Raw genomic sequence first — 26148 nt, 5'->3', positions numbered from 1 at the left:
TTTGTTGGGGTTGTGGTTCAGAGTCCCCTTGCCGGGGAGCCCCCGCGGAAAGCGCCGGGTCGTTCCCGCAAGTCCCCGTCGTGGGGCGGGCGGGACTTTGCGGACACGGCCTAGTGCCTCTCGACCAGCACCGCGCTTCCCTGGCCCACCCCCACGCACATGGTGGCCAGTCCCCGCTCCGCCCCCGTGCTGGCGAGGCGTTGCCCGCCGTGACCGTGCCGCCCGCGCGGAACACCGGCTCGAGGCGGGACAGCTTCTCCAGGGAGGTGTCCTCGCGGACGCACTCGTCCTGCTCGACGGTGACGCCGTCCGGGCGCTCGACGGACAGGAGTTCGTCCTCGAAGTGGCCGTTCTTACGGGCGGCGGCGGCCAGTTGGTGGCTGCGCAGCGCGAACTCGTCCTGCCGGGCCCGCGAGATGCCGTACCGCTCGGCGACCTCCTCGGCCGTCTCGCCCATGGCGAGCAGGCCGTGCAGGTCCTTCATGGCCGGGTTGACCAGGCGCCAGCCGAGCCGGGTGTCGAACGTCTCGATGCGCCGCGGCAGTGCCTCGTCCGGGCGGGGCAGCACGAAGGGGGCGCGGCTCATGGACTCGGAGCCGCCCGCGATCACGATGTCGGCCTCGCCGGCGGCGATGGTACGCGCCGCGGTGGTGACCGCTTCGAGCCCGGAGGCGCACAGCCGGTTGACGGTGGCGCCGGGCACGGACTCGGGCAGGCCGGCCAGCAGGGCGGCCATGCGGGCGACGTTGCGGTTGTCCTCGCCGGCCTGGTTGGCGGCGCCCCAGTAGACGTCGTCGACGCGGGCCGGATCCAGGGCGGGCACGTCGGCCACGAGGTGGCGGATCACGGTCGCCGCGAGGTCGTCGGGCCGCACGCTGGACAGGGCCCCGCGCAGCTTGCCGATGGGGGTGCGGCGGGCGGCCGCGAAGTGGACGGGACGCACGGCATGGACTCCTGACCGACGACGCTGTGGATCAGCATGGACCTTGTGGTGGGGCGGCAGAGCCAGTTAATTAGCACTGCTAGTTTTGGACTATAGACCTCCGACCGGCTCCCTGGGAAGATCCTCCGGGACCTTCGCCGAGGCAGCTGGAGGAGACATGGCCGACGTCCGCGAGCACGTCCTCGCCGGGATCGCCGTACGCGAGTGGCCGCACCCGGATCCGCGCTACCTGGCCGTCGTGGTGCACGGGTACGGGGAGCACACGGGCCGGTACGACGAACTGGCGGGCGTCCTCACCGGGCACGGGGCGGCGGTGTACGGGCCCGATCACGTCGGGCACGGCAGGTCCGTCGGTGACCGGGTGGTGATCGAGGACTTCGAGGACGTGGTCACGGACGTGCACCGCGTGGCCGATCTGGCCCGCGCCGCGCACCCGGGCCTGCCGCTCGTCATGGTCGGCCATTCCATGGGCGGCCTGATCGCGGCCCGGTACGCCCAGCGGTACGGCGCCGAGCTGAGCGCGCTGGTCCTGTCCGGGCCGGTGATCGGGGTCTGGGAGCTGCCCGGGCGGCTGCTCGCCCTGGACGAGATCCCCGACACCCCGATCAGCCCGGCCGCACTCTCCCGCGACCCCGCCGTGGGAGCCGCGTACACCGCCGACCCACTGGTCTGGCACGGTCCGATGAAGCGGCCGACGCTCCGGGCGTTCGTACGGACCCTGGAGGCCGTGGCCGAGGGCGGTGACGTCGGCACACTGCCGCTGCTGTGGCTGCACGGGGACGACGACCGGCTGGTGCCGCTGCCGGGGAGCCGGGTCGGGGTGGAGCGGCTCGGCGGTGGCCGGACGACCGAGCGGATCTTCGCCGGGGCTCGGCACGAGGTGTTCCAGGAGACGGACCGGGCGGACGTCTTCGCGGAGACGATCCGCTTCCTCGACGGGGTGCTGCCCGGCCGCGACGGCGTACTTCCCGGCCAGGACGGCGTACTTCCCGACCGGGACGGGGTGCTCCCGGGCTGAGACAGGGTGCTCCCCGGCTGACCAGCCACGTGACCAGCCACGTTTGCCCCGCTTCGCTCCGGGCACCCGCGTCACCGGACGCAACCTGGCCCGAACGACGAAAGGGGACGAACGCACCATGACCGTGGTGAGGAGCACGCTGTCCGAAGAGGCGCTCGGGGTCACCGGGACCGCTCTGCAGGAGACCCTGGTGGACCTGCTCGGCCTGTCGCTGATCGGGAAGCAGGCGCACTGGAACGTCGTGGGGCCTCGGTTCCGCTCGATCCACCTCCAGCTGGACGAGGTCGTCGCGACCGCCCGCGCCCACTCCGACACCGTCGCCGAGCGCGCCTCCGCGCTGGGCGTTCCGCCGGACGGCCGGCCCGAGACGATCGCCTCCACGTTCGCGCTGCCCGGCACGAAGGACGGCTGGCTGCGCGACACCGAGGTGGTGGAGCTGATGGCCTCGGCCCTGGAGACGGCGATCGGCCGGCTGCGGGAACGGATCTCGGCGACCGAGAAGCCCGATCCGGTCACCCAGGACCTGCTGATCTCCATCACCGCCGACCTGGAGAAGCAGCGCTGGATGTTCGAGGCCGAGAACCAGCCCCGCGACGGCGCCTGAGCCCGGCCGGGCAGCACGTACACGCACACCCCCGCACACGGAAGGGGAAACCCATGGCCGACGCACTCGAACTCGAAGCGCTGTGGGAGGACTTCCACCGCGTGGTGAACATGACCTCGGCCGAGCTCGCGGCCTGGCTCAAGGTCCGGGACGCGGAGGAGGAGACGGAGCCACTGCCGGACCAGGCCGGCACGCCCACCGGGCAGCACGTCCTCGCGATCCTGCAGAAGCGGCGCACCGACCTCACCGACGACGACGTCCGGGTGATGTACAAGGTCGTCGACACGGTCGGTGACCTGGTGGACATGGAGAACGAGCCCGAGCCGGAGACCACGCCGGAGGACACCCGCCGCCGGCACCGGCTGATGACCATGGGCCACGACCCGCTCAAGCCGTAGCCATGGACCGCGACGAACGGGTCGTCCGCGAGCTGCTGTCGGAGTGCGGGCGGACGTACGCCGACGAGGCGGGCATCCGCCTGCGGGACACCCCGCAGCCGCTGTACCGGCTGCTGGTGCTCTCCCTTCTGCTCAGCGCGCGGATCCGGGCCTCCGTCGCGGTGGCCGCCGCCCGCGCCCTGCACGAGGACCATCTGGACGACCCGCGCCGCATGGCCGAGGCCGACTGGCAGCAACGGGTGGACGCGCTGGGCCGGGGCGGCTACCGGCGCTACGACGAGCGCACCGCCACGCAACTCGGTGACGGCGCCGAGCTGTTGACCGAGCGCTGGGGCGGGGATCTGCGCCGGCTGCACGAGGAGGCGGGCGGCGACACCGGCGAGCTGAAGCGGCTGCTGCAGGAGGAGCCCGGCATCGGCCCGGCCGGCGCCGACATCTTCCTGCGCGAGGCCCAGCGGGTGTGGCCGGATGTCGCGCCCTACCTCGACGGCAAGGCGCTGTCCGGCGCGGAGCGGCTCGGCCTGCCGAAGGACCCGGACCGGCTGACCGGGCTGGCCGGAGACGCCCAACCCGCCGTGCTGGCAGCGGCGTTGGTGCGGGCCGCCCTGGACAGACAGGTGGCCGAGGAGTGCCTCCGCCACGCCTCATGATCGTGTCAGACTGCTCGCACGCCCCCGGATGACCACGGGGGCGCTGTCGAGCGGAGGAGCAGCACGTGACGGGGACCGAGCCCGCCGCACAGGAGATCGACACCACCAGGCCGCATCCGGCGCGGGTGTACGACTGGTTCCTCGGCGGCAAGGACAACTACCCCGTCGACGAGGAACTGGGCCGGCGGATCACGGCGATCGACACGGGTGCCCCGCGCGCCGCGGTGGCCAACCGGGCGTTCATGCGCCGGGCCACGCGGGCGGTGGCCGAGGAGAGGGGCGTCCGCCAGTTCCTGGACATCGGCACCGGCATACCGACCGAGCCGAACCTGCACCAGATCGCCCAGTCCGTCGCGCCCGACGCCCGCGTCGTCTACGTCGACAACGACCCGATCGTGCTGGCCCACGCGAGCGCGCTGTTGCGCGGCACCCCCGAGGGCCTGACCGAGTACGTCCAGGCCGACGCCCGCGATCCGCACGCCATCCTCGAACGCGCGGCCCGCGTCCTGGACTTCGACCACCCGGTGGCCCTGTCGCTGATCGCCCTGCTGCACTTCGTCGCCGACGAGGACGGCGCCCACGACCTGGTCGCCACGCTGGTCGAGGCGCTGGCGCCGGGCAGCTGCCTGGTGCTGTCCACGATGACGGCCGACTTCGAACCGGAGAACGTCCAGCGGGGCATCGCCGCGTACGCCGTCGGCGGGGTGACCCTGGTGGCCCGCTCGCAGGCCGAAGTGGGCGTGTTCTTCAAGGGGCTCGAACTGCTGGAGCCCGGGATCGTCTCCGTGGCGGACTGGCGCCCCGAGAGCGAACCGGACGCCCCGATCTCGCTGTACGGTGCGGTCGGCCTGAAGCGCTGAGCCGCGCGCGGCTGTCACTGCCCACCGCTGCCCCCGATCCCCCGGTACAGGGCGGAGAGCACGGCGGACACGCCCATGGCGCCCCCGAACGCGACTCCACCACGTGGCAGAACGTCGGGCGGCTCGCCCCGGTCGACCTTGGCAGTAACGGGAGTTGACGGCCCCGCCGAACCCCGTCGGCCAACAGCCGCCGTCCGCCGCCCCGGGGCCTACAGACCGAGGACCCGGGCGATCGTCCGCAGTACCCCGTTCTCGTTGTTGGACGGGGCGAGGTGGCGGGCGCGGTCGATGATCTCGGGGTGGGCGTTGGACATGGCGAAGGACCACTCGGCGGCGTCCAGCATCTCCAGGTCGTTGAGGTAGTCCCCGAACACCATGGTCTGCGCCGGCGTGATGCCCAGCTCGCGCTGGAGGCCGCGCAGGGCGGTGCCCTTGTTGGCGGTGCGGTTCATGACGTCGACCCAGTGCTCGCCGGAGACGACGACCTGGTGGGTGGCTGCGAAGGCCTCCAGGGCCGGGGCGGTGGTGTGCTCGGCGGACCCGAAGTCGAACAGCGCCACCTTGATCACGTCGTCCTCGACGGCGGTGACGTCCTCGACGATCCGGTGCTCGACGTAGTACTTGCGCACCTCCGCCAGGAACGCCTCGTCGGCCCGCTCGACGTACGCCGACCGCTTGCCGCACACCACGGCGCCCACGTCGACGCCGTCCGCGCCCAGCCGCCGTACCGTCCGGGCGACATCCACGGCGACGGACCGCTCCAGCGGGTCGGAACTCAGCTCCACGCCGTCGCGGACCACGTAGGTGCCGTTCTCCGCGATGAACACCATGCCCTCGGCGACCTCGGCGAACTGCCGGGCCAGCGTGGCGTACTGGCGGCCGCTCGCCGGGCTGAACAGCACACCGCGGCGCCGCAGTTCGGCGAGCATCGGCCACAGGCCGTCGGGTATCCGCTTGGCGTCGTCCAGGAGGGTGCCGTCCATGTCGGTGACGACGAGCCGGATGTCGGCGGGGCCGGCGGGCGGGGTGGGGGTGTCGAGGAGCGACGCGGGCGTGGCGGGCATGTCCTTCTTCCGGTCGGGAACGCACGGGCGGGCGGAAACCGCTGTCCAGTGTTCCTCATGCAGGCGGTCACCCCGGAGGGTGCCGGAGCCGTCACGGTGCGCGTTTCCCGGGACAGCGCGATCAAGGGGCGGCACAATGACGGCGGACGACCGCACGCGAGAAGGGCGGACACGTGACCGAGGGGCATTCCCCGACGGCCGGATCGGCGCGGCTGAACACCTCCGTGGCGCACAACGCCCGGGTCTGGAACTACTGGATCGGCGGCAAGGACAACTACGAGGTCGACCAGCGGGTCGGCGAGCACGTCGCCGGGATGTTCCCGGTGATCCGGGCCGTGGCCCGCGCGGACCGGGACTTCCTGGGCCGGGCGGTGCGCTTCCTGGCCGCCGAGCGCGGACTGCGCCAGTTCCTCGACGTCGGCACCGGGCTGCCGACGGTCGACAACACCCACGAGATCGCCCAGCGGGTCGCCCCCGAGTCCCGGATCGTGTACGTCGACAACGACCCGATCGTGCTCGTGCACGCCCGCTCCCTGCTCACCAGCTCCCCCGAGGGCGTGACCGACTACATCGACGCCGACGTGCGCGACCCGGACGCCATCGTCCGGCGCGCCGCGGACACCCTGGACCTGGACCGGCCGGTCGCGGTGATGATGCTGGGCATCCTCAACTTCGTCCTGGACACCGAGGAGGCCCGGGACATCGTGCGCCGGATCATGGCGGAGGTCCCCTCCGGCAGCCACCTGGTGCTCACCCACCCGACCTTCGACGCCGAGGTCGGCGGCGGGGGCAATCTCGCCGCCATGGAGTTCTGGAACGCCAACGCCACCCCGCCGATCACCGCCCGCGGCCACGCCGAGATCGCCGCGTTCCTCGACGGTCTGGAGCTGGTCGAGCCGGGTCTGGTGCCGTGCTCGCAGTGGCGCGCCGAGGCCGACGCCCCCGCGGTACCGCAGTACGGCGCGGTGGCCGTGAAACCCTGACCCCGCGAGGGCCGAGCCCGCCCCCGCACCCCGGTCGCGCGGGGGCCGAGCCCGTCGAGGAGGACGTATGACCAGCCTTGCCGACCCGGTGCCCGGCGGGCGCCCCGGCGACCTGAGGCGGGTCGCCGCGCTCACCGCCGAGCTGGCCGCCCGAGGGGTGCACGGGATCGTCCTGGCGTACGTGGACACCGCGGGCGTCGGCCGGGTCAAGACGATCCCCACGGCCCGGCTGGAGTCGGCCGTCGCCTGGGGTGTGGGCATGTCGCCGGTGTTCGACACGTTCCTGGCCGACGACTCGATCGTCACCACCGACGTCCTCGGCTCCCCCGACGGCGACCTCAGGCTCTACCCGGACCTCGACCAGCTGGTGCCCCTCGCGGGGCAGCCCGGCTGGGCGTGGGCGCCCGTGGACCGCATCACCCAGGAGGGCGAGCGGCACCCCGGCTGCGCCCGCACCTTCCTGCGCCGGATCGTCGCGGACGCCGCCGAACGGTACGGGCTCGCCTTCCGGGCGGCCGTCGAGATCGAGTGGACGGTCGGGCTCGGCTCGGCGCCCGCCGGTGAGTTCGTCCCGGCGGTCCGCGGACCGGCGTACGGCGCCGTCCGGCAGGTGGAACTGAGCGACTGCACCGCCGACCTGCTGGCCGCGCTCGCGGACCAGGACGTGGACGTCGACCAGATCCATCCCGAGTACGCGGCCGGGCAGTTCGAGGTCTCGGTGGGCGCGCTGGACCCGGTGGCGGCGGCCGACCGGAGCGTGCTGGTGCGGCAGACGATCCGGGCGGTGGCGCAGCGCCACGGACTGCGGGTGTCCTTCGCGCCCGCCGTCCTCGCCGAAGGGGTCGGCAACGGCGGCCATCTGCACCTGTCCTGCTGGCGCGGCGGGGTGAACCTGCACTCCGGCGGCGAGGGCCGGTACGGCATGACGGCCGAGGCCGAGTCGTTCGCGGCCGGGGTGCTCGCCCACCTACCGGCGCTGACGGCGGTGACCGCGCCGAGCCCGGTCAGCTATCTGCGGCTCAAGCCCTCCCAGTGGGCGGGGGTGTTCACCGCCTGGGGCCGGGAGACCCGCGAGGCCGCGCTGCGGATCGTCACCGGCACGGCGGGCCGCCAGGACCAGGAGGCGAACATGGAGGTCAAGCCGGTCGACCTGGCCGCCAACCCCTACCTAGCGCTGGGCTGCGTCATCGCCGCCGGGCTCGACGGGATGACGGCGTCCCTGCCACTGCCGGAGGAGATCACCGGGGACCCGGCCCGCTTCGGCCCGGACGAGGCGGCCGCCCTCGGCGTACGGCGGCTGCCGCGGTCACTGCCGGGGGCCGTCGAGGAGTTCGGGGCCGACCAGGTGCTGCGGGCCGCGCTGGGACCGGTCCTGGCGGACGCGGTGACCGCCGTACGGCTCGGAGAGGCCGCGGCCGTGGACGGCCTGGACGACGCGCAGGTGGCGGCCGCCTACCGCTGGAAGTACTGACCGTGTCCGCCCCCGGCCCGGTCCACGAGGCGCTCGCCGCGCTCCCCCTGGTCGACCACCACTGCCACGGCGCCGTGACGGTCGATCTCCCGCCCGGGCAGTTCGAGTCGCTGATCACCGAGGGCGACGCCTGGCCCGGAGTCTCCCCCTTCGACAGCCCGGTCGGCGTGGCCGTACGCCGGCACTGTGCGCCGCTGCTGGACCTGCCCCGGCACGCGCCGGCCGCCGACTACCTGGCCCGGCGCTCCGCCCTGGGCCCGCACGAGGTCAACCGGCGCTTCCTGAGGGCCGCGGGAGTCGGCGTCCTCTGCGTCGACACCGGCTACGCCCCGCACCCCGTCACCTCCCCCGCCGAACTCGCCGAGGCCGCCGGTGCCACCGGCTACGAGGTCGTACGGCTGGAGCGGGTCGCCGAGGAGGTGGCCGCGCGGGGTGTGGAGGCGGGTGAGTACCCGGCCGTGTTCCGGGCCGCGGCCGAGGAGGCCGTAAGGCGGCCGGGCGTGGTCGCGGTGAAGTCGGTGGCGGCCTACCGCACCGGCTTCGCCCTCGCCCCCGAGCGGCCCACGGGAGCGCAGGTGACGGAGGCCGCCCGGCGCTGGCTCGCGCACGGCGGCCGGCTGACCGACCGGGTCCTGGTGCGGCACCTGCTGTGGACCGCCGTCGACCTAGGCCTGCCGCTCCAGCTGCACACCGGCTTCGGCGACCCCGACGTACGGCTGCACCGCGCCGACCCAGCCCTGCTCACCGACTGGCTGCACCTGACGGCCGGCACGATCCCGGTCCTGCTGCTGCACTGCTGGCCGTACCACCGCCAGGCCGCCTATCTGGCCGCGGTGTTCGAACAGGTCCACCTGGATGTCGGCCTGGCCCTGCACTACACCGGCCCGGCCCGCTCCCAGGCGGTGCTGGAGGAGGCGCTGGAGATCACCCCGTTCCGCAAACTGCTGTACAGCTCCGATGCCTACGGTGTGGCCGAGTTCCACCACCTGGGCGCGGTGTCCTTCCGGCAGGGACTGGCCGAAATGCTGCAAGCCCGGGTCGACGCCGACGAGTTGAGCCTGCCCGACGCCCTGCGCATCGCGGCCTGGACGGGCCGCGACAACGCCCGCCGACTGTACGGACTGCCCGAAAACGATGCGGCCCGCGACTGAGCGGGCGCCCCACCGGAAAGTATGATCAAGCAATGTCTGACATGACCGAAACCACGCCCGGCTGGCTGTCCACGGACGAGCTGGAAATGGCCAGGGCCCGAATGCCGATCCTGTACGTCGAGGCCGTGCCCGTGCGCGTGGACGACAGCGGCGAAGTCACGAGCATCGGACTGCTGCTGCGCATCGGCCCGGACGGAACGGTCAGCCGAACCCTGGTCTCCGGCCGCGTCCTGCACCACGAGCGGGTCCGCGACGCCCTGCTGCGCCACCTGGAGAAGGACCTCGGCCCGGTCGCGCTGCCCCGGGTGCCGGCGTCCCTGCAGCCGTTCACGGTCGCGGAGTACTTCCCCACGGCCGGCGTCACGGCGTACCACGACCCGCGTCAGCACGCGGTGTCCCTCGCCTACGTCGTCCCGGTGACCGGCGACTGCCGGCCCCGGCAGGACGCGCTGGACCTGGTGTGGTTCAGCCCGCAGGAGGCAGCCTCGCCGGCCGTGCAGAGCGAGATGCCGGGCGGCCACGGGGCGCTGCTGAAGCAGGCGCTCGCGCACGTGGGCGTGGTGTCCTGACGCCGGAGCCTGGGTGACTGGCCTGTCTATCAGGCCAGTCAGGGCCCCGACCAGGGCTTTCCCGCTTCCGTTCAGGTTGCGTTCAGGCCCGCGGGAGCGTGTGGCAACACCTGCACCAGAAGCCCCAAAACAATGGCAAAGGGGGCTGGGGAGAAGGCTGTTGATCATGCGAGGGTGCGGGCCATGAGCACAGAGCCCGTCCTCGACCGGCGGCCCCACGCCGAAGCCCGCGCCCGCCTCCGCGAGGGCGCGAACAAGGTGCCCGAGGTCACCGTCTACTTCTGGATCATCAAGGTCCTCACCACCGGCATGGGCGAGACCGCCTCCGACTACCTGGCGCGCCTCCTCGGCCCGGTACCGGCGGTCGGTCTCGGCGGTGTCGCCTTCGTGGCGTCGCTCGTGCTCCAGTTCGCCGTGCGCCGGTACGTGCCCTGGGTCTACTGGACGGCGATCGTCACGGTCAGCGTCTTCGGCACGATGGCGGCCGACGTCCTGCACGTCGGCCTGGGCGTCCCCTACACCCTGTCGACGCCGCTGTTCATGGTCGTCCTGGCCGCCGTGTTCGCCCTCTGGTACGCGAGCGAGCGGACCCTGTCGATCCACGGCATCCGCACCCGCCGCCGCGAGACGTTCTACTGGGCCGCCGTCCTCGCCACGTTCGCGCTCGGCACCGCCGCCGGCGACCTCACGGCGAACGTCGGCCTCGGCTATGCCGGCTCGGTCGTCCTGTTCGCCGTGGCCATCTGCGTCCCGGCCCTCGCCCACCGTGCGGGCGTCCTGGGCGCGGTGGCCGCTTTCTGGACGGCGTACGTCATCACCCGTCCCCTCGGCGCCTCGATCGCCGACTGGCTGGCCCTGGAGCCGCACCGGGGCGGCCTCGGCCTGGGGCTCGGTCCGGTGACGCTGTCCTGGACCGTGGCGATCCTCGGGCTGGTCGGCTACCTCACGGCGTCCCGGGAGGACGAGCGGACCTCCTGAGGCCTCCCGGAGCCCGGGGACACGGCCTCACCCGCCACCTCTCACTCGGCCTTTCCGTGTGTGGAGGCCCGCGGCCGACGCGCTCGGGCCGCCGAGGTGAGAGCGCCGAGGTGGGACGCCGATGCCACAATCGAAGGCGACGCGGCCGTGTGCCCCGTGGGGCCTCGTGCGGGCAGGAGAGACGTGATGGTTGGAGTGAGGGGAGGAAGATCGCCGAGGGAGCCGCACCTCCCCGACCTGCACATGCGCCTGCGTTCCGAGCTGGGCCGGATCGACGAACAGCTGCGCGGCCTGCTGTCCTCCATGGACCGGCTGCAGGGCCTGCTGGACGCGGTGGTGACCATCAGCCGCGAGGTGGAACTGCCCGCGGTGCTGCACCGCATCGTGACCACCGCCATGGACCTGGTCGGCGCCCGCTACGGGGCGCTGGGAGTGCTCAACGAGTCCGGAGAGTGTCTGGAGCAGTTCATCTCGGCCGGTCTGTCCGAGCAGGAACGCAATGCTCTGGACCGGACCGGCCTGCCGCGTGGCCTGGGCGTCCTCGGCCATCTGATCCGCTACCCCGAGCCCCTGCGGGTCGACGACATCCTGGCGCATCCGTCGTCCGCCGGTTTCCCGCCCGGCCACCCGCACCTGCGCACCCTGCTCGGCGTCGCCATCACCGTGCGCGGCGAGATCTATGGCGATCTGTACCTGTCCGAGCGGAACGACGGTGAGCCGTTCGACGTACACGACGAGAACGTCGTCGTCGCCCTGGCCAGCGCCGCCGGCATCGCGATCGAGAACGTCCGTCTGTTCGAACGGGTACGCGTGGGAGCCGAGCAGTTCCAGCGGCTCCTGCTGCCCACGCTGCCGGACCTGCGGCCCTTCACCGCCGCCGCCATCTACCGGCCCGCTGCCGAGCCAAGCCAGCTCGGCGGGGACTGGTACGACGCCGTCCCCCTGCCCGACAACGTCGTGGCGGTCGTCATCGGCGACGTGGTCGGGCACGATCTGCACGCGGCGGCCGCCATGTCCACCACCCGCAACATGCTGCGCGCCCTGCTGTTCGACCAGAGCAGGCCGCCCGGCGCGGTCCTCGCCCAGCTCGACCGGACCCTCGAGGCCATCACCGACAATCCCGTCACGACCACCGCCCTGGCCCGCATCGAACCGGAGGGACGGGGCTGGCGGCTCCGCTGGAGCACCGCGGGCCATGTCCCGCCGCTGCTGATCACCCCAGAACGCGGAGCGGAGTACCTGCTCGCCGAGCCGGGACTGCCGCTCGGTGTCGACACCGCGCAGCCCCGCCCCGACCACTCCCGGTTCCTGCCCCCGGCCGCCACGATGGTCTTCTTCACCGACGGGCTGATCGAACACTCCGACCATCCCATCGACCGGAGCCTGCACGAACTCGCCCAGCTCGCCATGGCCCACGCCGCCCTGCCGCTGCCGGAGTTCGTCCGGACCCTGGCCGATCACCACCCCAGCGACGGTCACGACGACATGGCCATCCTGGCCCTGCGCACCCCGCCCACCTGACCCCACCACTCGGGGACGCCGAGCCCGTGGCCCGACGGTCCCGTGGAGGATCCGTGGGATCCGGCGGATGATGGGTCTCGGGGCGATGTCGACACGGAGGTCGCCCGATGACTGTCGTGCGGCATGAACGGCTCCGGCGCGGTGCGCTGACCGCTGTGGAGATCTGTGCCATCGCCGGGCTGTATTTGGCCTCGGCCGAGGTGGGACTCCTCCAGCAACTGGTCCGCGGCCAGGTCACTCCGCTGTGGCCGCCGAGCGGTATCGCGCTTGCGAGTCTGCTCCTGCTCGGGCCGCGGGTCTGGCCCGGGATCGCGCTCGGAGCCTTCCTGGCCAACATCTCGCTGGGGCCGTCACTCGCGGCCGTGCTCGGGATCACCGCGGGAAACACCCTGGCGCCCGTCTGCTCCTACTTGCTGCTGCGCCGCGTGGACTTCCGCAACGAGCTGAACCGTCTGCGGGACGCGCTCGCGCTGATCTTCCTCGGCGCGTTCACCGGGATGCTGATCAGCGCGACCATGGGTGCCGGGACCCTGGTGCTCTCCGGTGTGCTGGGCACCAGCGGCTTCTGGCCGACCTGGTCGGTCTGGTGGACCGGGGACGCGATGGGCGTGCTGGTCGTCACGCCGGTCCTGCTCGTGCTGCGCACGGCACGCCTGCCGAAGCGCGCTCCGCCGGCCCGGTGGGTGGAGGCGCTGCTGCTCGTGGCGGCCACGGTCGCCGTGGGTCTCGTCGAGACCAGTTCCCCGCCACTGCTGTTCCTCGGCTTTCCGTTGCTGATCTGGGCTGCCTTCCGCTTCCAGCTGGCCGGGGCCGCGCCCTGCGCGCTGGCCGTGTCGACCTTCGCCATCGTCGCCGCCGCCCGGGGGTGGGGCCCGTTCGCCGGTCACGACCTGCTCACCAAGATGATCACCCTCCAGGCGTTCAACGGTTCCGCCGCGCTGACCGCGCTCATGGTCGCGGCGGTCATCAGTGAGCGGAACGAGACCCAGCGGGAGATCGCCAGCGCCTGCAGGCAGCTCGCCGCGATGGCGGCCAAGATCACCACCGGCTACCAGCCCCCGATGGTCCCGAACGGAGAGCCCGAGAAGGACGAGCGGGGACAGCGGGCTCCGCGACGGACGTGAACCCCTCGCCCTCGGACACAACAAAGGCCGCCTCCTCATCCCTGAGAAGACGGCCTCCGACCGGCTGCGAGAGCTGGTCGGGACGACAGGATTTGAACCTGCGACCCCTTGACCCCCAGTCAAGTGCGCTACCAAGCTGCGCCACGTCCCGGTGCCGTTTGACCTGGGGTTTCCCCGGTCGAAACGCGCAGGGAAACAATACCGCACTCGGGTCGGTGGTCGCGCGTCCCTTTGTGGCCCGGGGCCCGTCAGCGCTCGTCAGTGCCCGTCAGTGCCGTCAGCACCCGTCAGTGCCCGGCCGGCTGCGCCTCGGCCCGCACCAGCCCCCGTATCGCGGGGACCGAGAGCAGGGCCGCGGCCACCACCACGCTCATCACGGCGGAGACCAGCAGGACGTGGTCGGCACCGAGGGCGGCGGCCGCCGGGCCCGCCAGGGCCTGGCCGACGGGCATCATCGCCAGGGAGCCGGCCACGTCGTAGGCGTGAATGCGGTTGAGGACGTCGGACGGCACCTGGGTCTGCACGCTGGTCGCCCACATCACGCCCCAGAACGACATCCCGGCCCCGGCCGCCGCCGCACCCGCCGCCATGGCCGGCACACCCAGCCCGGCGCCGACGGCCGCCGGAAAGCCGACGAACGCGAACAGGGCGACCGCGCCGGCCCGGAGCATGCGGCGGGGGCGGAGTCTGAGGGCGAGCAGGCCGCCGACGACCGTGCCCGCGCCCAGGGCCGAGTTCAGAAGGCCGTAGGCGCGCGGGCCGTGGTGCTGGACGACCTCGGTGGCCACCAGCGGGACCGTCGGCCCCCATACGGCGATCATGTAGACGCACCACACGGCGATCACGCCCCACAGCCAGGTCCGCGACCGGAACTCCCGCCAGCCCTCGACCAGGTCGGCCCGGAAGGCGCGCAGGCCGGGGCCGGTGGTGCGGGCGCCCTCGGGGAGCGGGGGCAGCCGGAGCAGCAGCAGGCACAGGGCGCTGGTCGCGTAGGTGCCGGCGTGCACGGCGAACAGCCCGCCGGGCGAGGCGAAGCCGACCAGGACGCCGGCGAAGGCCGGGCCCGCGAGCTGTGCCGCCGACTCGGCGATGCGGATCGCGCCGTTGGCACCCTGGACGTCGGGGGCGAGCCGGGGCACGGTGCTGGCCACTCCGGGCTGGAAGACGGCCGCGGCGACACCGTTGACGACACCGATGGCACAGATCTGCCACAGGACCACGTGCCCGCTGAAGAACAGGCAGGCGGCGAGGGACTGCGTGACGACCCGGACCAGGTCTGCGCCGATCATCAGCCGGCGGGTGCTGAACCGGTCGGCGACGACACCGCCGAGGACGACGAGCCCGGCGAAGGCGGCGACGGAGGAGGCCATGGCGAGGCCGACCGCGCCCGCGCCGTACCCGTGCTCCAGCAGACCGGCGGCGAGCGCCACGGGCAGCATCGTGTCACCGAGGCGGGCGACGGCCCGGGCCACGAAGAACAGCGCGAAGTCCCGCGACCAGACGGCCCGGGCCGGGCCGCCGGCACCGGCTCCTCGCCGGGTCCGGGCAACGAGGTCACGCCGTGCGTCCGTACCCGTCATCCCCTGTGCTCCCCTCCCGGTCCCCCGCCCCTCGGGGCTTCCGCCGCGCGGGATCATGCCACGCCGCCCGGCCCGCCGCCGAAGGGTTTTCAGCGGCCTCCGGGCCGGCCCAGTCCGGGGTGTGCGTCCTGGAGCCGGGGCGGGGCGGCCTGCCGCCAGGAGTCGGCGAGGATGTCGCGCAGCTCGTCCTCGTCCTCCAGGGCGGCGAGTCTCGCTCTCACCCAGGCGAACTGGGCCTCGTGGCCGGCGATCCAGAACTTGTCGGGCTCGGCCAGCACCAGTTCGTCGCGCTCCTCCTTCGGGCAGCGCACGGCGATGGACGTCTCGTCCTCCGGGAGCGTGGCGAACATCTTCCCGGCCACCCGGAACGTGGGCATGCTCCAGGCCACCTTCTCCGTGGTGTCCGGCAGGGACAGGGCGATACGGCGTACGTCTTCTGCGTCCGGCATGCTTCGCACGCTAGCGGCAGCCACTGACAGTCACCCGATCGGCGGGACCAGCCGTTTGTAGTAGAGGGTCGTCGCGCGGAGTTCGCCGGACGGGCTCGCCGCGTAGTCGGGGATGGTGCCGGCGAGGGTCCATCCGGCCGAGCGGTAGAGGCGCTCGGCGGGGCTGCCGGTCTCGGTGTCCAGGTGCAGGAGGGTGATGCGGGCGGCCGCGGCGGCCCGCTCGGCGGTGTTGAGGAGCCGGCGGCCGAGGCCCTGGCCGCGCGCCGAGCGGTGCACCATCAGCTTCACGAGTTCGGCGCGGTGGCGGCTGTTCGGCTTGTCGGGCAGGTCCAGGCTCACCGTGCCCGCCACCCGGTCCGTGTCGTCCACGGCCACCCATACGGCCAGCCGGCCCGTGGCCAGCGCGTCGGCCCGCTCCCGCCACCAGACGGTGGCGTCCGCGCGGCCGAGCGGCGCGCGGAAGCCGACCGAGGCGCCGCCGGCCACGGTGTCGGCCAGCAGATCCGCCAACTCCTCGCAACCGCTGCGCACTTGGGCGTCGTTCCAGCGCAGTACCCTCATGGCCGGACCACCGCCAGCACATAGCGGGCCTCGCCGGGACCGGCGCAGCGGAACCTCGTCGGTCCGAAGACGCGCATGCGCAGGCAGTCACCCGCGCCCAGGTGACGGCTCGTGTCGCCGGCGGTCACCTCGAGCGCGCCGCCGAGGACCCACAGGTGCTGTTCCAGACCGGGCACGGACGGGCGGTCGTACGCGATGTCGGCGCCCGGGGTGAGCCGGCCCTCGACCAGTTCGCCGCGCAGTCCGGCGTGCGGCGGGGACACGGACCGGCGGGTGAAGCCGGACGCGCGGTCCTGCCACACCTGCTGCTCGGCCGCCCGGACCAGCGGCGCCGGTTCCGCCTCGACCTCGCTGAGCAGCTGGGACATGGTGCGTCCGTAGACGTGGCACAGGCGGTTCAGGACTGCCGCGGTGGCGCTGATCTCGGCGCGCTCGGCCCGGGACAGGGTGGACCGGCTCACTCCGCTGCGTTCCGCCAACTCGCCCAGCGACCAGCCGTGCTGGGCCCGCAGTTCGGCCAGCCGGGCGCCGATCCGGGCGTCGACGGGGTCGGAAACCTCGGTTCTCATATCCGGGACGCTATCCCGGATATGAGACGAGCGTGTTGCGGAAGGCTCACGCCTGCGCGGCCTCCCCCAGCGCCTCCAGCACCTGGCGGATCAGCGGGTGTCCCTCGGCCCCTCGTCGTACGGCGGCGAAGACCCGGCGGGTCGGGGCCACGCCGTCGACGGGGCGGACGACCACGCCCGTGACGTCCATGCCCCGCAGCGCGGAGCGCGGGACGAGGGCCACGCCCGCGTCGGCCGAGGCCAGGGCCACGACGGCGCGGAAGTCGTCGGAGGAGTGCTCGAGGCGGGGCTGGAACCCGGCGCTCTCGCAGGCCAGCACGACCACGTCGTGGCAGGGGTTGCCGGGGTAGGGGCCGATCCACGGGTCCTTGGCCAGTTCGGCGAGCGGGACCTCGGGGGCGTCGGCGAGGCGGTGGCCGACGGGGACGACCGCGTCGAACGGTTCGGCGTACAGGGCCACGTGGGTGAGCCGGGGGTCGTCGGCGGACGGCGCGCCCCGGTACTCCACCGCCACGGCCACGTCGACCTGCCGGTCCAGGACCATCGGCAAGCTGGCGTCGCCCTCCGCGTCCTGGACCCGGATGCTTATGCCGGGCGCGGAGGAGGCGAGCCGGGCCACGGCGGGCGCCACGACCTGGGCGATGCCGGTCGCGAAGGCCGCCACGGTGACGGTGCCGGCCTCCCCCGAGCCGTAGGCCGCCAGCTCGGCCTCGGCTCGCTCCAGCTGGGCCAGCACCGCGTTGGTGTGGCTGAGCAGGATCTCGCCCGCCGGGGTGAGCCGTACGCCCTTGGCGCCGCGCTCGACCAGGCGGTGGCCGGTCTCCTGCTCCAGGGCCGTCAGCTGCTGGGAGACGGCGGAGGGGGTGAGATACAGCGCGGCGGCCGCCGCGGTGACCGTGCGGTGGTCGGCCACCGCACGGAGGATGTGGAGCCGCCGTGCCTCGATCATGCCCTCGATTATTCCAGGGCGTCCGCCCCGGTCAGGCCTCCAGCTCCGCACGAGCGGCGACGAACGCGTCGACCGCGCGATTGACGTCGCCCGTGGAGTGCGCGGCGGACAGCTGGACGCGGATGCGGGCCCGGTCCTGCGGGACGACCGGGTAGGAGAAGCCGATCACGTACACACCGCGCTCCAGCAGCAGTTCGGCCAGGCGGGCCGCCCGGGCCGCGTCGCCGATCATGACGGGCGCGATGGCGTGGTCGCCGGGGAGGATCTCGAAGCCCTCCTCGGTCATCCGGCGGCGGAACAGCGCGGTGTTCTCGCTGAGCCGGACGCGCAGGTCGTCGGCCGACTCCAGCAGGTCGAGGACCTTCAGGGAGGCGGCGGCGATCACCGGGGCGAGCGTGTTGGAGAACAGGTACGGGCGGGAGCGCTGGCGCAGCAGGGCGACGATCTCGGCGCGGGCGGCGACATAGCCGCCGGAGGCGCCGCCGAGGGCCTTGCCGAGGGTGCCGGTGATGATGTCGACGCGGTCCATGACGCCGTGCAGCTCGGGGGTGCCGCGGCCGGAGGGGCCGACGAAGCCGACGGCGTGCGAGTCGTCGACCATGACCATCGCGTCGTAGCGGTCGGCGAGGTCGCAGATCTCGCTCAGCGGGGCCACGTAGCCGTCCATGGAGAAGACGCCGTCGGTGACGATCAGGCGGCGCCGGGCGTCGGAGGCCTCCTTGAGCTTGGCCTCCAGGTCCGCGAGGTCGCGGTTGGCGTAGCGGAAGCGGCGGGCCTTGGACAGGCGGATGCCGTCGATGATGGAGGCGTGGTTCAGGGCGTCGGAGATGACCGCGTCCTCCTCGCCGAGCAGGGTCTCGAAGACACCGCCGTTGGCGTCGAAGCAGGAGGAGTACAGGATCGTGTCCTCCTGTCCGAGGAAGGCGGACAGCCGCGCCTCCAGCTCCTTGTGCACCTCCTGGGTGCCGCAGATGAAGCGCACGGACGCCATGCCGTAGCCCCAGCGGTCCAGCGCCTCGTGGGCCGCGGCGACCACGTCGGGGTGGTCGGCGAGGCCGAGGTAGTTGTTGGCGCAGAAGTTGAGGACCTCGCCGGGGCGGCCGCCGGCGGAGACGTTCACGGTCGCGGACTGCGGGGTGTCGATGACCCGCTCGGGCTTGTGCAGGCCGGCGGCGCGGATCTCGTCGAGGGTGGCGCGCAGGCCGTCGCGGACAGAGTCGAACATGGGGGAGCTCCTGAAGGTGCTGACGGAAGACGGGGGTTACGCGGTCCAGTCCAGGATGACCTTGCCGCCGGTGCCGCTCGCGGCGTCGGCGAAGGCGGCCTCGAAGTCCCGGTAGCCGTACCGGCCGGTGATCACGGGGGCGAGGTCCAGGCCGCCCTCCAGCAGGACCGACATCGCGTACCAGGTCTCGAACATCTCACGGCCGTAGATGCCCTTGATGGTGATCATCGAGGTGACGATGCGGGCCCAGTCGACCGGGAACTCCTCGGACGGCAGGCCGAGCATGGCGATCCGGCCGCCGTGCGTCATGTTGGCGATCATGTCCCGCATGGCCTCGGCACGGCCGGACATCTCCAGGCCGATGTCGAAACCCTCGCGCAGCCCCAGCTCCCGCTGTCCGTCGGCGATGGAGGACCGCGAGACGTTCAGGGCGAGGCTCACGCCGATCTTGCGAGCGAGGTCCAGGCGCTCCTCGCTGACGTCGGTGATGACGACGTTGCGGGCGCCGGCGTGCCGGGCGACGGCCGCTGCCATCAGGCCGATCGGGCCCGCGCCGGTGATCAGGACGTCCTCGCCGACCAGCGGGAAGGACAGCGCGGTGTGCACGGCGTTGCCGAACGGGTCGAAGATCGCGGCGACGTCGAGGTCGACGGGGACGCGGTGCACCCAGACGTTGGACGCGGGCAGCGCGACGTACTCGGCGAACGCACCGTCCCGGCCGACGCCGAGGCCGACGGTGGCCCGGCACAGGTGGCGGCGGCCGGCCAGGCAGTTGCGGCACTTGCCGCACACCAGGTGCCCCTCACCGCTCACCCGGTCGCCGACCCGGATGTCGCTGACGTCCCGGCCGGTCTCCACGACCTGCCCGACGAACTCGTGCCCGAGGATCAGCGGAGTGGTGATGGCCTGCTGCGCCCAGCCGTCCCAGGCCCGGATGTGCAGGTCGGTGCCGCAGATACCGGTCCGCATGACCTTGATCAGCACATCACCGGGACCGATGGTGGGCTCCGGGACGTCCGCGAGCCAGAGCCCGGGCTCCGCCTTCTCCTTGACCAGCGCCTTCAACGCTACGGCTCCTGTGGGTGAGGTCCCGGCCCGCGGACATGCCGAAGAAGCCCGCACCGGGTCAGAGGGGTGGAATCACCATGCAATCTGCCCTATGCCTGGGCCGGGGTCCATCGAGCTTTTCTTAACCGCCGCCTCAGCTTTCCTTCACGCCCCCCGGTCGCCGCCCGGCGCGGCCGTCACTCAGATCGGCAGCCCGTCGTTCGCGGACCGCTCGATCCGTACGGCCAGTTCGGTGGCCAGGGCCTTGATGGTCTCCAGGCCCGACCGTCCCCAGGCCCGGGGCGCGACGTCGAAGGCGCACACGGTGCCGAGCGCCATGCCGGAGCCGTCGATGATCGGGGCGCCGAGATAGGACCGGATGCCGTGCTCGTCGACGACCGGATTCCCGGCGAAGCGGGGGTAGTCGCGGACGTCCTCCAGCACCAGGGCCTTGCGGCGGACCACCACATGGGGGCAGAAGCCGTGGTCGCGCGGCAGGACCCGGCCGACCTCGGGCCTGCTGCCGTCCTCCCGGACCACCGGCGCGATCGTCGGGGTGCACAGGCCCGCGAAGAACTGGTGGTCCTCGCCGATGAAGTTGACCATGGCGTACGGCGCCCCCGTCAGCCGGGCGAGATGGTCCGCGAAGGCGTCGAGAACGGGTTCGGGCCGATTCCCCAGGCCGAGTCGGCGCAGCCTGGAGACGCGCGCGGGTGCCTCCTTGTCCTCGGGGGTGAGCAGCAGACCCCGGACCGGACGGGGCGGCTCGTAGCTCATGGCCGGGCTCCGTCGGTGTGGACATACCTCATATGGCGGCTCCGTGTGCGGTATGGCGGGATCACATGTGGGCGCCGTGGCTCGGCGCGTGCGCCGGGGCGTGGGCGATCAGGTGGCGTACGAGGGTGAGCAGCGTCTGCACGCCGGAGCTGGAGATGCGGGCGTCACAGCGGATGACGGGGACCCCGGGGTCGAGGTCGAGGGCCGTGCGCACCTCCTCCGGGCCGTAGCGGTGGGCGCCGTCGAACTCGTTGACGGCGATGATGAAGGCGAGTCCGCGCTCCTCGAAGAAGTCCACGGCCGCGAAGCACTCCTCCAGGCGGCGGGTGTCGGCGAGGATGACCGCGCCGAGCGCGCCTTCCGACAGCTCGTCCCACATGAACCAGAACCGCTCCTGCCCCGGCGTGCCGAACAGGTACAGGACGTGCTCCGGGTCGAGGGTGATCCGGCCGAAGTCCATGGCGACCGTCGTCTCGACCTTGTTCTCGATGCCGTCGAGGTTGTCCGTGGCGGCGCTGACCGTGGTGAGCAGCTCCTCGGTGCTGAGCGGGGCGATCTCGCTGACCGCTCCCACGAAGGTCGTCTTGCCGACCCCGAACCCGCCCGCCACCAGGATCTTCAGGGCGGTCGGGAACGGGTCAGAGCTGTCGTCGTAGTCCATCGAGCACTGCCTCCAGCAGAGACCGGTCAGTCGGGTTGTGGTGGAACGCGGGGGGCTTGGTGGTCAGCGCCCCGCAGTCGACGAGGTCCGAGAGCAGCACCTTGGTGACCACTGCGGGCAGTTTGAGGTGCGCGGCGACCTCGGCCACCGAGACGGGCGCGCGGCACAGGTCGAGTGCCTGGCCGTGCTCGGGGCCGAGGTAGCCGAGCGGGGTGACACCGGTGGCCATCACCTGCGACATCAGGTCGAGGGCGATGGTGGGCTTGGTGCGTCCGTTGCTGACCGTGAAGGGGCGCACCAGCCGTCCGGCCGCGTCGTCGAGCCAGGGCCCGTCGCCGGCTGCGGCCACGCTCAAGGCCTCGTCGCCGTGGATTCGACGGCGTGCTGCCGGGGCGCGGTCACCAGGTACGGGCGGACGCTCTTGACCAGCATCGCCATCTCGTAACCGAGCACGGCGGCGTCGGCCTCGCGGCCGGCGAGCACGGCGAGGCAGGTGCCGGAGCCGGCGGTGGTGACGAACAGCAGCGTCGAGTCGAGTTCCACGACGACCTGGCGGACGTCTCCGCCGTCGCCGAACCGGACGCCCGCGCTGCGGCCGAGGGAGTACAGGCCGGAGGCGAGGGCCGCCATGTGGTCGGCGCTGTCGGCGTCGAGGCCGTGCACGGACTTCACCAGTCCGTCGCAGGACAGGAGTACCGCGCTGGTGGTGTGTGGTACGCGCTGCACGAGGCCGCTCAGCAGCCAGTCGAGGTCGGATGCCTGGGCGGTCGGCGCATCGCTGGCCATGGTGGATCGACTCCTTGGGGTACGAAGGTCTGCGGGAGCGCTGGGGGTGGGGGTCGGTACGGGACTGGAGAGGGCGGTCATCCGGCCGGTGCGCTCCCGTCGGTTCGGCCGGTGCCCTCGGATGCGGGCGTGTGGGCGTGCGCCTGGGGTATGGGCGCCGGCTCCAGGGGGCCGGCGCTCATGGGGTGTCCGGCCATGGGGTTCGCGTCCATGGGGAGTACGTCCACTGGACGTGCGTCCGTGTGTGTGGAGTGCCCATGGGGCGATACCGTCGCCGGTGTCATGGGGGCGGGGCCCACGGTGCCCATGTGGGCGGAGCCCATGTGCGCGGGATCGGGGTGCTCGGACGCCCCGTGTGCGGAATCCCCATGGAGTGGATCCCCGTACGCCGGCTCCATGGTCTGCTGTGCCTCGGCGAGCCCGATCCCGCGCTGGAAGGCCGCCATCAGGCCGGGGTCGTGCCCGGGCACGGTGTCCCCGTCCTGCCGGGGGACGGGACCGCCGCGCAGTTGGGGGACGATGTGCTCCTGGGCGCGCCGGCGGGGCAGTTGGGGCCGGTCCATGGTGCCGCGCACCGGGCCGCCGCGCGGTGTGGGCAGGGTGCCCTCGTGGGCCCCGACCGCCGGCCGGTCCCCGGCGCTGATGCCCGGCACGGCCTCGGCGGGGTTGGGCCGCTGCTCGTGGGCGCCGCGCACGGGGAGCGCGGGCGGCGGACCCTGGTCCTCGGCGCCGTTCTGTGCGGCCACGTTCCGGGCGGCGCTCCGTCCGGACCCGCGCTGCGCGTGCCGTCGCCGGCCGGCGGCCGGGGCCTGTCCGGTCCCGCCCCGGCCTGCGGCCCGTGTCCCGGTCGCGGGCTCCGGCCGGTTGCCGCCGGCTCCGGGGTGTCCCTCGCCGGTCCCGGCGTCGGCCGTGACCCCCCGCGCCTCGTCGGCCCGGGTGCTCTGCGCGGGGATTCCGCCGCCGGGGCCGACTCCCCCGGACGTGTGCGGAGAAGGGGACCGAGGTACCGGCAACTGGCCGGTCGCGGCGGGGTCCTGAGGCTGCGTCAGCGCACCGGGTGCGCCCGGCGCCGTGCCCAGCAACGCCTGTGGCACGACGAGTACGGCCTGCACCCCGCCGTAGATGTTGGTCTGCAGGCGCACGGTGATGCCGTGGCGGCGCGCGAGCTGGGAGACGACGTAGAGGCCGATACGGCCATCGGCGAGCAGGCTCGCGACATTGACCTGGTCGGGGTCGGCGAGCAGGGCGTTCATCCTGCTCTGCTCGCCGACCGGCATGCCCAGTCCGCGGTCCTCGACCTCCACGGCGAGCCCGGAGGTGACGAGGTTGGCGCGGAGCAGCACCTGGGTGTGCGGGGCGGAGAACACCGTGGCGTTCTCGACGAGTTCGGCGAGCAGGTGGATGACGTCGGCCACCGCGTGCCCGCGCAGTTCGCCGTCGACGGGCGGCACCAGCTTGACCCGGGAGTACTGCTCGACCTCGGCGATGGCCGAGCGCAGCACCTCGGTCATGGACACCGGGTTGCTCCACTGCCGGCGGGAGACGGCGCCGCCGAGCACCGCGAGGTTCTCGGCGTGCCGCCGGATCCGGGTGGCCAGGTGGTCGACGTGGAAGAGGCCCTTGAGCAGGTCGGGGTCCTCGATCTCGTTCTCCAGGTCGTCCAGGATCGAGATCTCCCGGTGCACCAGGGACTGCAGCCGCCGCGCGAGGTTGACGAAGACCTCGAGCTTCTGCTCGCTGCCCGCCTGGCTGGAGAGCTGGGCGGCCCGCACGACGGCGGTGACGGCGCCGTCGTGCGCGCGGGCCAGGTCGGCGGCGAGCAGTTCGAAGTCGTCGGCGTCCTCGGGCGGCCCCCGGCGCGGCCCACGCTGTGGCGGGGTCTCGCCGTGGCGCAGTGCCTCGACGAGTGCGCGCAGGTCGGCCTCGCCGCGGGCGGCGCTGCGGCGCAGGGCGCCGACGCGGTCGCTCACGACGCGTGCGGCGCGGTCCGCGGCGACGGCGGCGATCAGGATGCCCGCCACGGTCACCGCGACCGCTCCGGCGAGCACGGCCCACAGGGTGGGCCCGGGGCGGGCGCCGGTGGAGCGGATGCTGAACAGGACGGCCGCGCTGGCGCTGAGCGCCACCGCGACGGGCGGGAGCACGGCGAGCCGCATGAGCTGTGGCCGTATGGGCGTCTCGGGCAGTGCGGGAGCGGGTCGGGCGACCGGTCGGCCGTGCCGGCCGCCCTCACGGCGGTCGGCACGGGCGGCCGGTGCACGGAGGTGAGACATCTGCGTCCTCGTACTGGTCCGTCGGTCCTGATTCCTCGCGCGTGCACGCACGCGCCTCGCGGTGCCGGGCGGGAGAGCCGGCCGGTTCGGGCCCTGCGTCGTCCGACGGCCACTCACAGTAGTCGCGTGCGCATCATGTGCGGTGGGCAGTTGACAAAGTCACCCGGAGAGCGTCCCGCTCTGGTATGAGGCGTCGTACGACAGACCGATAACCGCGCCGGATCGGCGCGACAAAGAAGAACGGAAACGATCTGACCTGGTCAGAACCGGTCACGAGCAAGCAGTGAGGCCGGTGCGCACAAGTGTGCGCACCGGCCTCCGAGGGTGTCCGACGGTCGGGTTCCGGGACCCGGTCGGTCTGCCGTCCCGGCCCGCGGGCGACGGATGCCGTGACGTGGGCGGCACGAGTTCCGTCACCTTCGGTCACCCGTGGGCTGATGTTCCAGGCAGACCGTCAGGTCCCGCGGCGGGCCAGCTCACTTCGAGGCGAGCCGCTTGACCAACCGCCTGGCCTGGGTGGGCAGGCGGTTCCTCGCCTGCGCCTCGAGCGCGCGGAGCCGCTTCTCGCCGGACTCCCGTTGCGCGGTGAGTTCCGCCTCGAGCTTCTTGATGTGGGCCGCCTGGGCGGCGGCCTTCTTCTCCGCCCTGGCGGCCTGCCGCGCGACCGACTTGTTCTGCTCCCTGAGCAGGGTGATACGGAAGAGCAGGTCGTCGACGCTCTCGGCATGGGTGCGGCGGAACGGCGGGGGGAATTCCGCCGCCAGGACCCTCCTGTCGTATTCCTGGCCGCCGTCCCCGTCCTCGTAGGTGTTGTCGAGGCCGTTCTTCCTCATGAAGTCGAGCAGGCGCCGGAAGCCTTCGTCGTAATGCTCGTCGAAGGCCGTGTAGTCGGCCTCCGCGTACAGGCTCGCGAGGTCCACGCCGGCATCCAGGTCGGTGAGGACCCGGTGCGGGATGTGGTGGTAGCGGGCCAGTTCGAGCGTTCGTGAGTCGTGGGCGAACACGAACGCCGGGGTGCCGGCGACCAGCGCGGCGATATTGCCGTGAATGCGGGTTCCGACCGCGAAGTCGTAGCGACCGAGCGCGTCCGTCCAGCTGTGCGGCTCCAGGGGCACGCACACGTCGGCCGAGCGGATCAGCGGGTGGGAGCAGAGGTCGGGCATCGGCATGAACTGCCGGGCGGCGACCGAGGTGTCACCCCAGTAGAGCGTCTGGAGGTCCCGGCCCTCCTGGGCGAAATAGGTGAGGCCGGGATACCGCCGGAGGATGGAGTCGTTGACGGCCGAGGCGAGTTCCGCGTTCGCGAGCCGCAGAGCGGTGGACAGCGCGATCCGGGCGTCCTCGGGCAGCAGCCGCCCGCCCGGATGGTCGATCCGGTGGCGCGGACCCCGGAAGTACGTCGAGGGGCATCCGATGACGTCGACGTCGCGGAAGCCCAGTTCGCCGAGATAGCGCTCGGTGAACTCGCCCCGCACGCCGACGGACGCCGAACGGTCCAGCACCGCGCCGATGAACCGTTTGACGGCCTCGTCGACGGGCTTCAGGAACGCGGTGTCGTAATCCAGTTTCGCCTGTGCGCCGACACCGAACACGACCACGGGCACCTTCAGCCTGCCGATGAGGTCGGCGAGGATGTGCAGGTGCGGAACGAACTTCGACTTGAAGGCATTGGCCATCGGAAGCACGAAGACGTCGCATTCGTCGTTGATGCGGTCGGCGTCCGCGGTCTTGAGTTCGGCGAAGTGCGTCGTGTCCACCCGTATTTCGGCACCCGGCACGGCCATGTGCCGGTAGGCGGCGTTGGTGTACATCAGATTGCCGACGTTGCCCCGGATACTGTTGCGCACCAGCGTGCTTTCGATGGTGGGCACGTCGAAGGGGGCGTTGCCGGCCTGCATCAGAATGCGCTTCACAGCGCGGGATGCTAGCGCTTGGTG

27 protein-coding genes and 1 tRNA gene are annotated in these 26148 nt (G+C 72.7%); 12 read left to right on the top strand and 16 right to left on the bottom strand.

Annotation, left to right across the window (positions count from 1 at the left end; translation table 11 throughout):
* Window positions 1–943, bottom strand: a 943-nt coding sequence (locus tag AC07CM_RS17815) for an acetyl-CoA C-acyltransferase (protein WP_478877324.1), incomplete at its 3' end; no start/stop codon positions are given.
* A gap of 157 nt (window positions 944–1100) precedes the next feature.
* On the opposite strand from AC07CM_RS17815, the gene AC07CM_RS17810 reads away from it, so the two are divergent.
* From AC07CM_RS17810 to AC07CM_RS17790, 5 genes are all read left to right on the top strand, one after another.
* Window positions 1101–1961 (top strand): lysophospholipase, encoded by an 861-nt coding sequence (locus AC07CM_RS17810; protein ID WP_478877323.1) that lies wholly within the window; start codon window positions 1101–1103, stop codon window positions 1959–1961.
* Window positions 1962–2079: 118 nt separating this feature from the next.
* Window positions 2080–2565 (top strand): Dps family protein, encoded by a 486-nt coding sequence (locus tag AC07CM_RS17805; protein WP_478877322.1) that lies wholly within the window; start codon window positions 2080–2082, stop codon window positions 2563–2565.
* Window positions 2566–2618: 53 nt separating this feature from the next.
* Window positions 2619–2963 (top strand): DUF3140 domain-containing protein, encoded by a 345-nt coding sequence (locus tag AC07CM_RS17800; protein ID WP_478877321.1) that lies wholly within the window; start codon window positions 2619–2621, stop codon window positions 2961–2963.
* Window positions 2964–2965: 2 nt separating this feature from the next.
* Window positions 2966–3613, top strand: a complete 648-nt coding sequence (locus AC07CM_RS17795; protein ID WP_478877320.1) for an endonuclease — start codon at window positions 2966–2968, stop codon at window positions 3611–3613.
* 65 nt (window positions 3614–3678) lie between these two features.
* The gene (locus AC07CM_RS17790; protein WP_478877319.1) at window positions 3679–4473 is read left to right on the top strand and encodes an SAM-dependent methyltransferase; all 795 of its coding nucleotides are present in this window, start codon (window positions 3679–3681) and stop codon (window positions 4471–4473) included.
* Between the two features lie 209 nt (window positions 4474–4682).
* Here AC07CM_RS17790 and AC07CM_RS17785 read toward each other — a convergent pair whose 3' ends face one another.
* Entirely contained in the window at window positions 4683–5537 is an 855-nt protein-coding gene (locus tag AC07CM_RS17785; RefSeq protein WP_478877318.1) for a Cof-type HAD-IIB family hydrolase, read from the bottom strand.
* 173 nt (window positions 5538–5710) lie between these two features.
* Here AC07CM_RS17785 and AC07CM_RS17780 point away from each other — a divergent pair, with 173 nt between their 5' ends.
* The 7 genes from AC07CM_RS17780 (at window position 5711) to AC07CM_RS17750 (ending at window position 13334) form a co-directional block, all read left to right on the top strand.
* Window positions 5711–6520 carry an SAM-dependent methyltransferase gene (locus AC07CM_RS17780; RefSeq protein WP_478877317.1) on the top strand — a complete coding sequence of 270 codons (810 nt, stop codon included), beginning with the start codon at window positions 5711–5713 and terminating at the stop codon, window positions 6518–6520.
* Window positions 6521–6587: 67 nt separating this feature from the next.
* Entirely contained in the window at window positions 6588–7991 is a 1404-nt protein-coding gene (locus tag AC07CM_RS17775; RefSeq protein WP_478877316.1) for a glutamine synthetase family protein, read from the top strand.
* Window positions 7988–9142: an amidohydrolase family protein gene (locus AC07CM_RS17770; RefSeq protein WP_478877511.1), complete on the top strand. Its 1155-nt coding sequence runs from the start codon at window positions 7988–7990 to the stop codon at window positions 9140–9142. The genes AC07CM_RS17775 and AC07CM_RS17770 overlap by 4 nt, the downstream gene beginning before the upstream one ends.
* A gap of 41 nt (window positions 9143–9183) precedes the next feature.
* The gene (locus AC07CM_RS17765) at window positions 9184–9711 is read left to right on the top strand and encodes an NUDIX hydrolase family protein (protein ID WP_478877510.1); all 528 of its coding nucleotides are present in this window, start codon (window positions 9184–9186) and stop codon (window positions 9709–9711) included.
* Window positions 9712–9894: 183 nt separating this feature from the next.
* Window positions 9895–10689 (top strand): COG4705 family protein, encoded by a 795-nt coding sequence (locus AC07CM_RS17760; RefSeq protein WP_478877315.1) that lies wholly within the window; start codon window positions 9895–9897, stop codon window positions 10687–10689.
* A 243-nt stretch (window positions 10690–10932) separates the two neighbouring features.
* Complete coding sequence (locus AC07CM_RS17755) at window positions 10933–12210, top strand: PP2C family protein-serine/threonine phosphatase (protein ID WP_478877314.1); 1278 nt, start codon at window positions 10933–10935, stop codon at window positions 12208–12210.
* 107 nt (window positions 12211–12317) lie between these two features.
* The gene (locus AC07CM_RS17750) at window positions 12318–13334 is read left to right on the top strand and encodes an MASE1 domain-containing protein (protein ID WP_478877313.1); all 1017 of its coding nucleotides are present in this window, start codon (window positions 12318–12320) and stop codon (window positions 13332–13334) included.
* Between the two features lie 74 nt (window positions 13335–13408).
* Here the strand turns inward: AC07CM_RS17750 and AC07CM_RS17745 are convergent.
* From AC07CM_RS17745 to AC07CM_RS17680, 14 genes are all read right to left on the bottom strand, one after another.
* A tRNA-Pro gene (locus tag AC07CM_RS17745) sits at window positions 13409–13485 on the bottom strand.
* 136 nt (window positions 13486–13621) lie between these two features.
* Window positions 13622–14914, bottom strand: coding sequence for an MFS transporter (locus AC07CM_RS17740; protein ID WP_478877312.1), 1293 nt, complete (start codon window positions 14912–14914; stop codon window positions 13622–13624).
* Between the two features lie 89 nt (window positions 14915–15003).
* Entirely contained in the window at window positions 15004–15363 is a 360-nt protein-coding gene (locus AC07CM_RS17735) for an MmcQ/YjbR family DNA-binding protein (RefSeq protein WP_478877311.1), read from the bottom strand.
* Window positions 15364–15393: 30 nt separating this feature from the next.
* Window positions 15394–15924: an N-acetyltransferase family protein gene (locus AC07CM_RS17730; protein ID WP_478877310.1), complete on the bottom strand. Its 531-nt coding sequence runs from the start codon at window positions 15922–15924 to the stop codon at window positions 15394–15396.
* Entirely contained in the window at window positions 15921–16493 is a 573-nt protein-coding gene (locus tag AC07CM_RS17725) for a helix-turn-helix domain-containing protein (protein WP_478877309.1), read from the bottom strand. The genes AC07CM_RS17730 and AC07CM_RS17725 overlap by 4 nt, the downstream gene beginning before the upstream one ends.
* A gap of 46 nt (window positions 16494–16539) precedes the next feature.
* Window positions 16540–17442, bottom strand: a complete 903-nt coding sequence (locus tag AC07CM_RS17720; protein WP_478877308.1) for a LysR family transcriptional regulator — start codon at window positions 17440–17442, stop codon at window positions 16540–16542.
* Window positions 17443–17473: 31 nt separating this feature from the next.
* Window positions 17474–18667, bottom strand: a complete 1194-nt coding sequence (locus AC07CM_RS17715) for a glycine C-acetyltransferase (protein ID WP_478877307.1) — start codon at window positions 18665–18667, stop codon at window positions 17474–17476.
* Between the two features lie 36 nt (window positions 18668–18703).
* The gene (gene tdh / locus AC07CM_RS17710; protein WP_478877306.1) at window positions 18704–19732 is read right to left on the bottom strand and encodes an L-threonine 3-dehydrogenase; all 1029 of its coding nucleotides are present in this window, start codon (window positions 19730–19732) and stop codon (window positions 18704–18706) included.
* A gap of 183 nt (window positions 19733–19915) precedes the next feature.
* Window positions 19916–20491 carry a GAF domain-containing protein gene (locus AC07CM_RS17705; RefSeq protein ID WP_478877305.1) on the bottom strand — a complete coding sequence of 192 codons (576 nt, stop codon included), beginning with the start codon at window positions 20489–20491 and terminating at the stop codon, window positions 19916–19918.
* A 61-nt stretch (window positions 20492–20552) separates the two neighbouring features.
* The gene (locus AC07CM_RS17700; RefSeq protein ID WP_478877304.1) at window positions 20553–21152 is read right to left on the bottom strand and encodes a GTP-binding protein; all 600 of its coding nucleotides are present in this window, start codon (window positions 21150–21152) and stop codon (window positions 20553–20555) included.
* Window positions 21130–21501, bottom strand: a complete 372-nt coding sequence (locus tag AC07CM_RS17695) for a DUF742 domain-containing protein (protein ID WP_478877303.1) — start codon at window positions 21499–21501, stop codon at window positions 21130–21132. Before AC07CM_RS17695 ends, AC07CM_RS17700 begins: the two co-directional genes overlap by 23 nt.
* A gap of 2 nt (window positions 21502–21503) precedes the next feature.
* Window positions 21504–21938, bottom strand: a complete 435-nt coding sequence (locus tag AC07CM_RS17690; protein WP_478877302.1) for a roadblock/LC7 domain-containing protein — start codon at window positions 21936–21938, stop codon at window positions 21504–21506.
* Window positions 21939–22015: 77 nt separating this feature from the next.
* On the bottom strand, window positions 22016–24211 hold the full coding sequence (locus tag AC07CM_RS17685; RefSeq protein WP_478877301.1) for a sensor histidine kinase: 2196 nt from the start codon (window positions 24209–24211) through the stop codon (window positions 22016–22018).
* 476 nt (window positions 24212–24687) lie between these two features.
* Entirely contained in the window at window positions 24688–26124 is a 1437-nt protein-coding gene (locus tag AC07CM_RS17680) for a polysaccharide pyruvyl transferase family protein (RefSeq protein WP_478877300.1), read from the bottom strand.
* Window positions 26125–26148 lie beyond the last annotated feature (24 nt).

The organism is Streptomyces sp. NPDC044061, from assembly GCF_056434305.1.
The sequence above is the reverse complement of the archived record's forward strand: the minus strand, read 5'-3'. Positions and strand labels throughout refer to the sequence as shown.

Coding starts and splice junctions, on each gene's coding strand:
- AC07CM_RS17810 (WP_478877323.1), top strand. CDS start 1,101: ATGGCCGACGTCCGCGAGCACGTCCTCGCCGGGATCGCCGTACGCGAG.
- AC07CM_RS17805 (WP_478877322.1), top strand. CDS start 2,080: ATGACCGTGGTGAGGAGCACGCTGTCCGAAGAGGCGCTCGGGGTCACC.
- AC07CM_RS17800 (WP_478877321.1), top strand. CDS start 2,619: ATGGCCGACGCACTCGAACTCGAAGCGCTGTGGGAGGACTTCCACCGC.
- AC07CM_RS17795 (WP_478877320.1), top strand. CDS start 2,966: ATGGACCGCGACGAACGGGTCGTCCGCGAGCTGCTGTCGGAGTGCGGG.
- AC07CM_RS17785 (WP_478877318.1), bottom strand. CDS start 5,537: ATGCCCGCCACGCCCGCGTCGCTCCTCGACACCCCCACCCCGCCCGCC.
- AC07CM_RS17775 (WP_478877316.1), top strand. CDS start 6,588: ATGACCAGCCTTGCCGACCCGGTGCCCGGCGGGCGCCCCGGCGACCTG.
- AC07CM_RS17765 (WP_478877510.1), top strand. CDS start 9,184: ATGACCGAAACCACGCCCGGCTGGCTGTCCACGGACGAGCTGGAAATG.
- AC07CM_RS17760 (WP_478877315.1), top strand. CDS start 9,895: ATGAGCACAGAGCCCGTCCTCGACCGGCGGCCCCACGCCGAAGCCCGC.
- AC07CM_RS17755 (WP_478877314.1), top strand. CDS start 10,933: ATGCGCCTGCGTTCCGAGCTGGGCCGGATCGACGAACAGCTGCGCGGC.
- AC07CM_RS17750 (WP_478877313.1), top strand. CDS start 12,318: ATGACTGTCGTGCGGCATGAACGGCTCCGGCGCGGTGCGCTGACCGCT.
- AC07CM_RS17740 (WP_478877312.1), bottom strand. CDS start 14,914: ATGACGGGTACGGACGCACGGCGTGACCTCGTTGCCCGGACCCGGCGA.
- AC07CM_RS17735 (WP_478877311.1), bottom strand. CDS start 15,363: ATGCCGGACGCAGAAGACGTACGCCGTATCGCCCTGTCCCTGCCGGAC.
- AC07CM_RS17730 (WP_478877310.1), bottom strand. CDS start 15,924: ATGAGGGTACTGCGCTGGAACGACGCCCAAGTGCGCAGCGGTTGCGAG.
- AC07CM_RS17725 (WP_478877309.1), bottom strand. CDS start 16,493: ATGAGAACCGAGGTTTCCGACCCCGTCGACGCCCGGATCGGCGCCCGG.
- AC07CM_RS17720 (WP_478877308.1), bottom strand. CDS start 17,442: ATGATCGAGGCACGGCGGCTCCACATCCTCCGTGCGGTGGCCGACCAC.
- AC07CM_RS17715 (WP_478877307.1), bottom strand. CDS start 18,667: ATGTTCGACTCTGTCCGCGACGGCCTGCGCGCCACCCTCGACGAGATC.
- AC07CM_RS17705 (WP_478877305.1), bottom strand. CDS start 20,491: ATGAGCTACGAGCCGCCCCGTCCGGTCCGGGGTCTGCTGCTCACCCCC.
- AC07CM_RS17700 (WP_478877304.1), bottom strand. CDS start 21,152: ATGGACTACGACGACAGCTCTGACCCGTTCCCGACCGCCCTGAAGATC.
- AC07CM_RS17690 (WP_478877302.1), bottom strand. CDS start 21,938: ATGGCCAGCGATGCGCCGACCGCCCAGGCATCCGACCTCGACTGGCTG.
- AC07CM_RS17685 (WP_478877301.1), bottom strand. CDS start 24,211: ATGTCTCACCTCCGTGCACCGGCCGCCCGTGCCGACCGCCGTGAGGGC.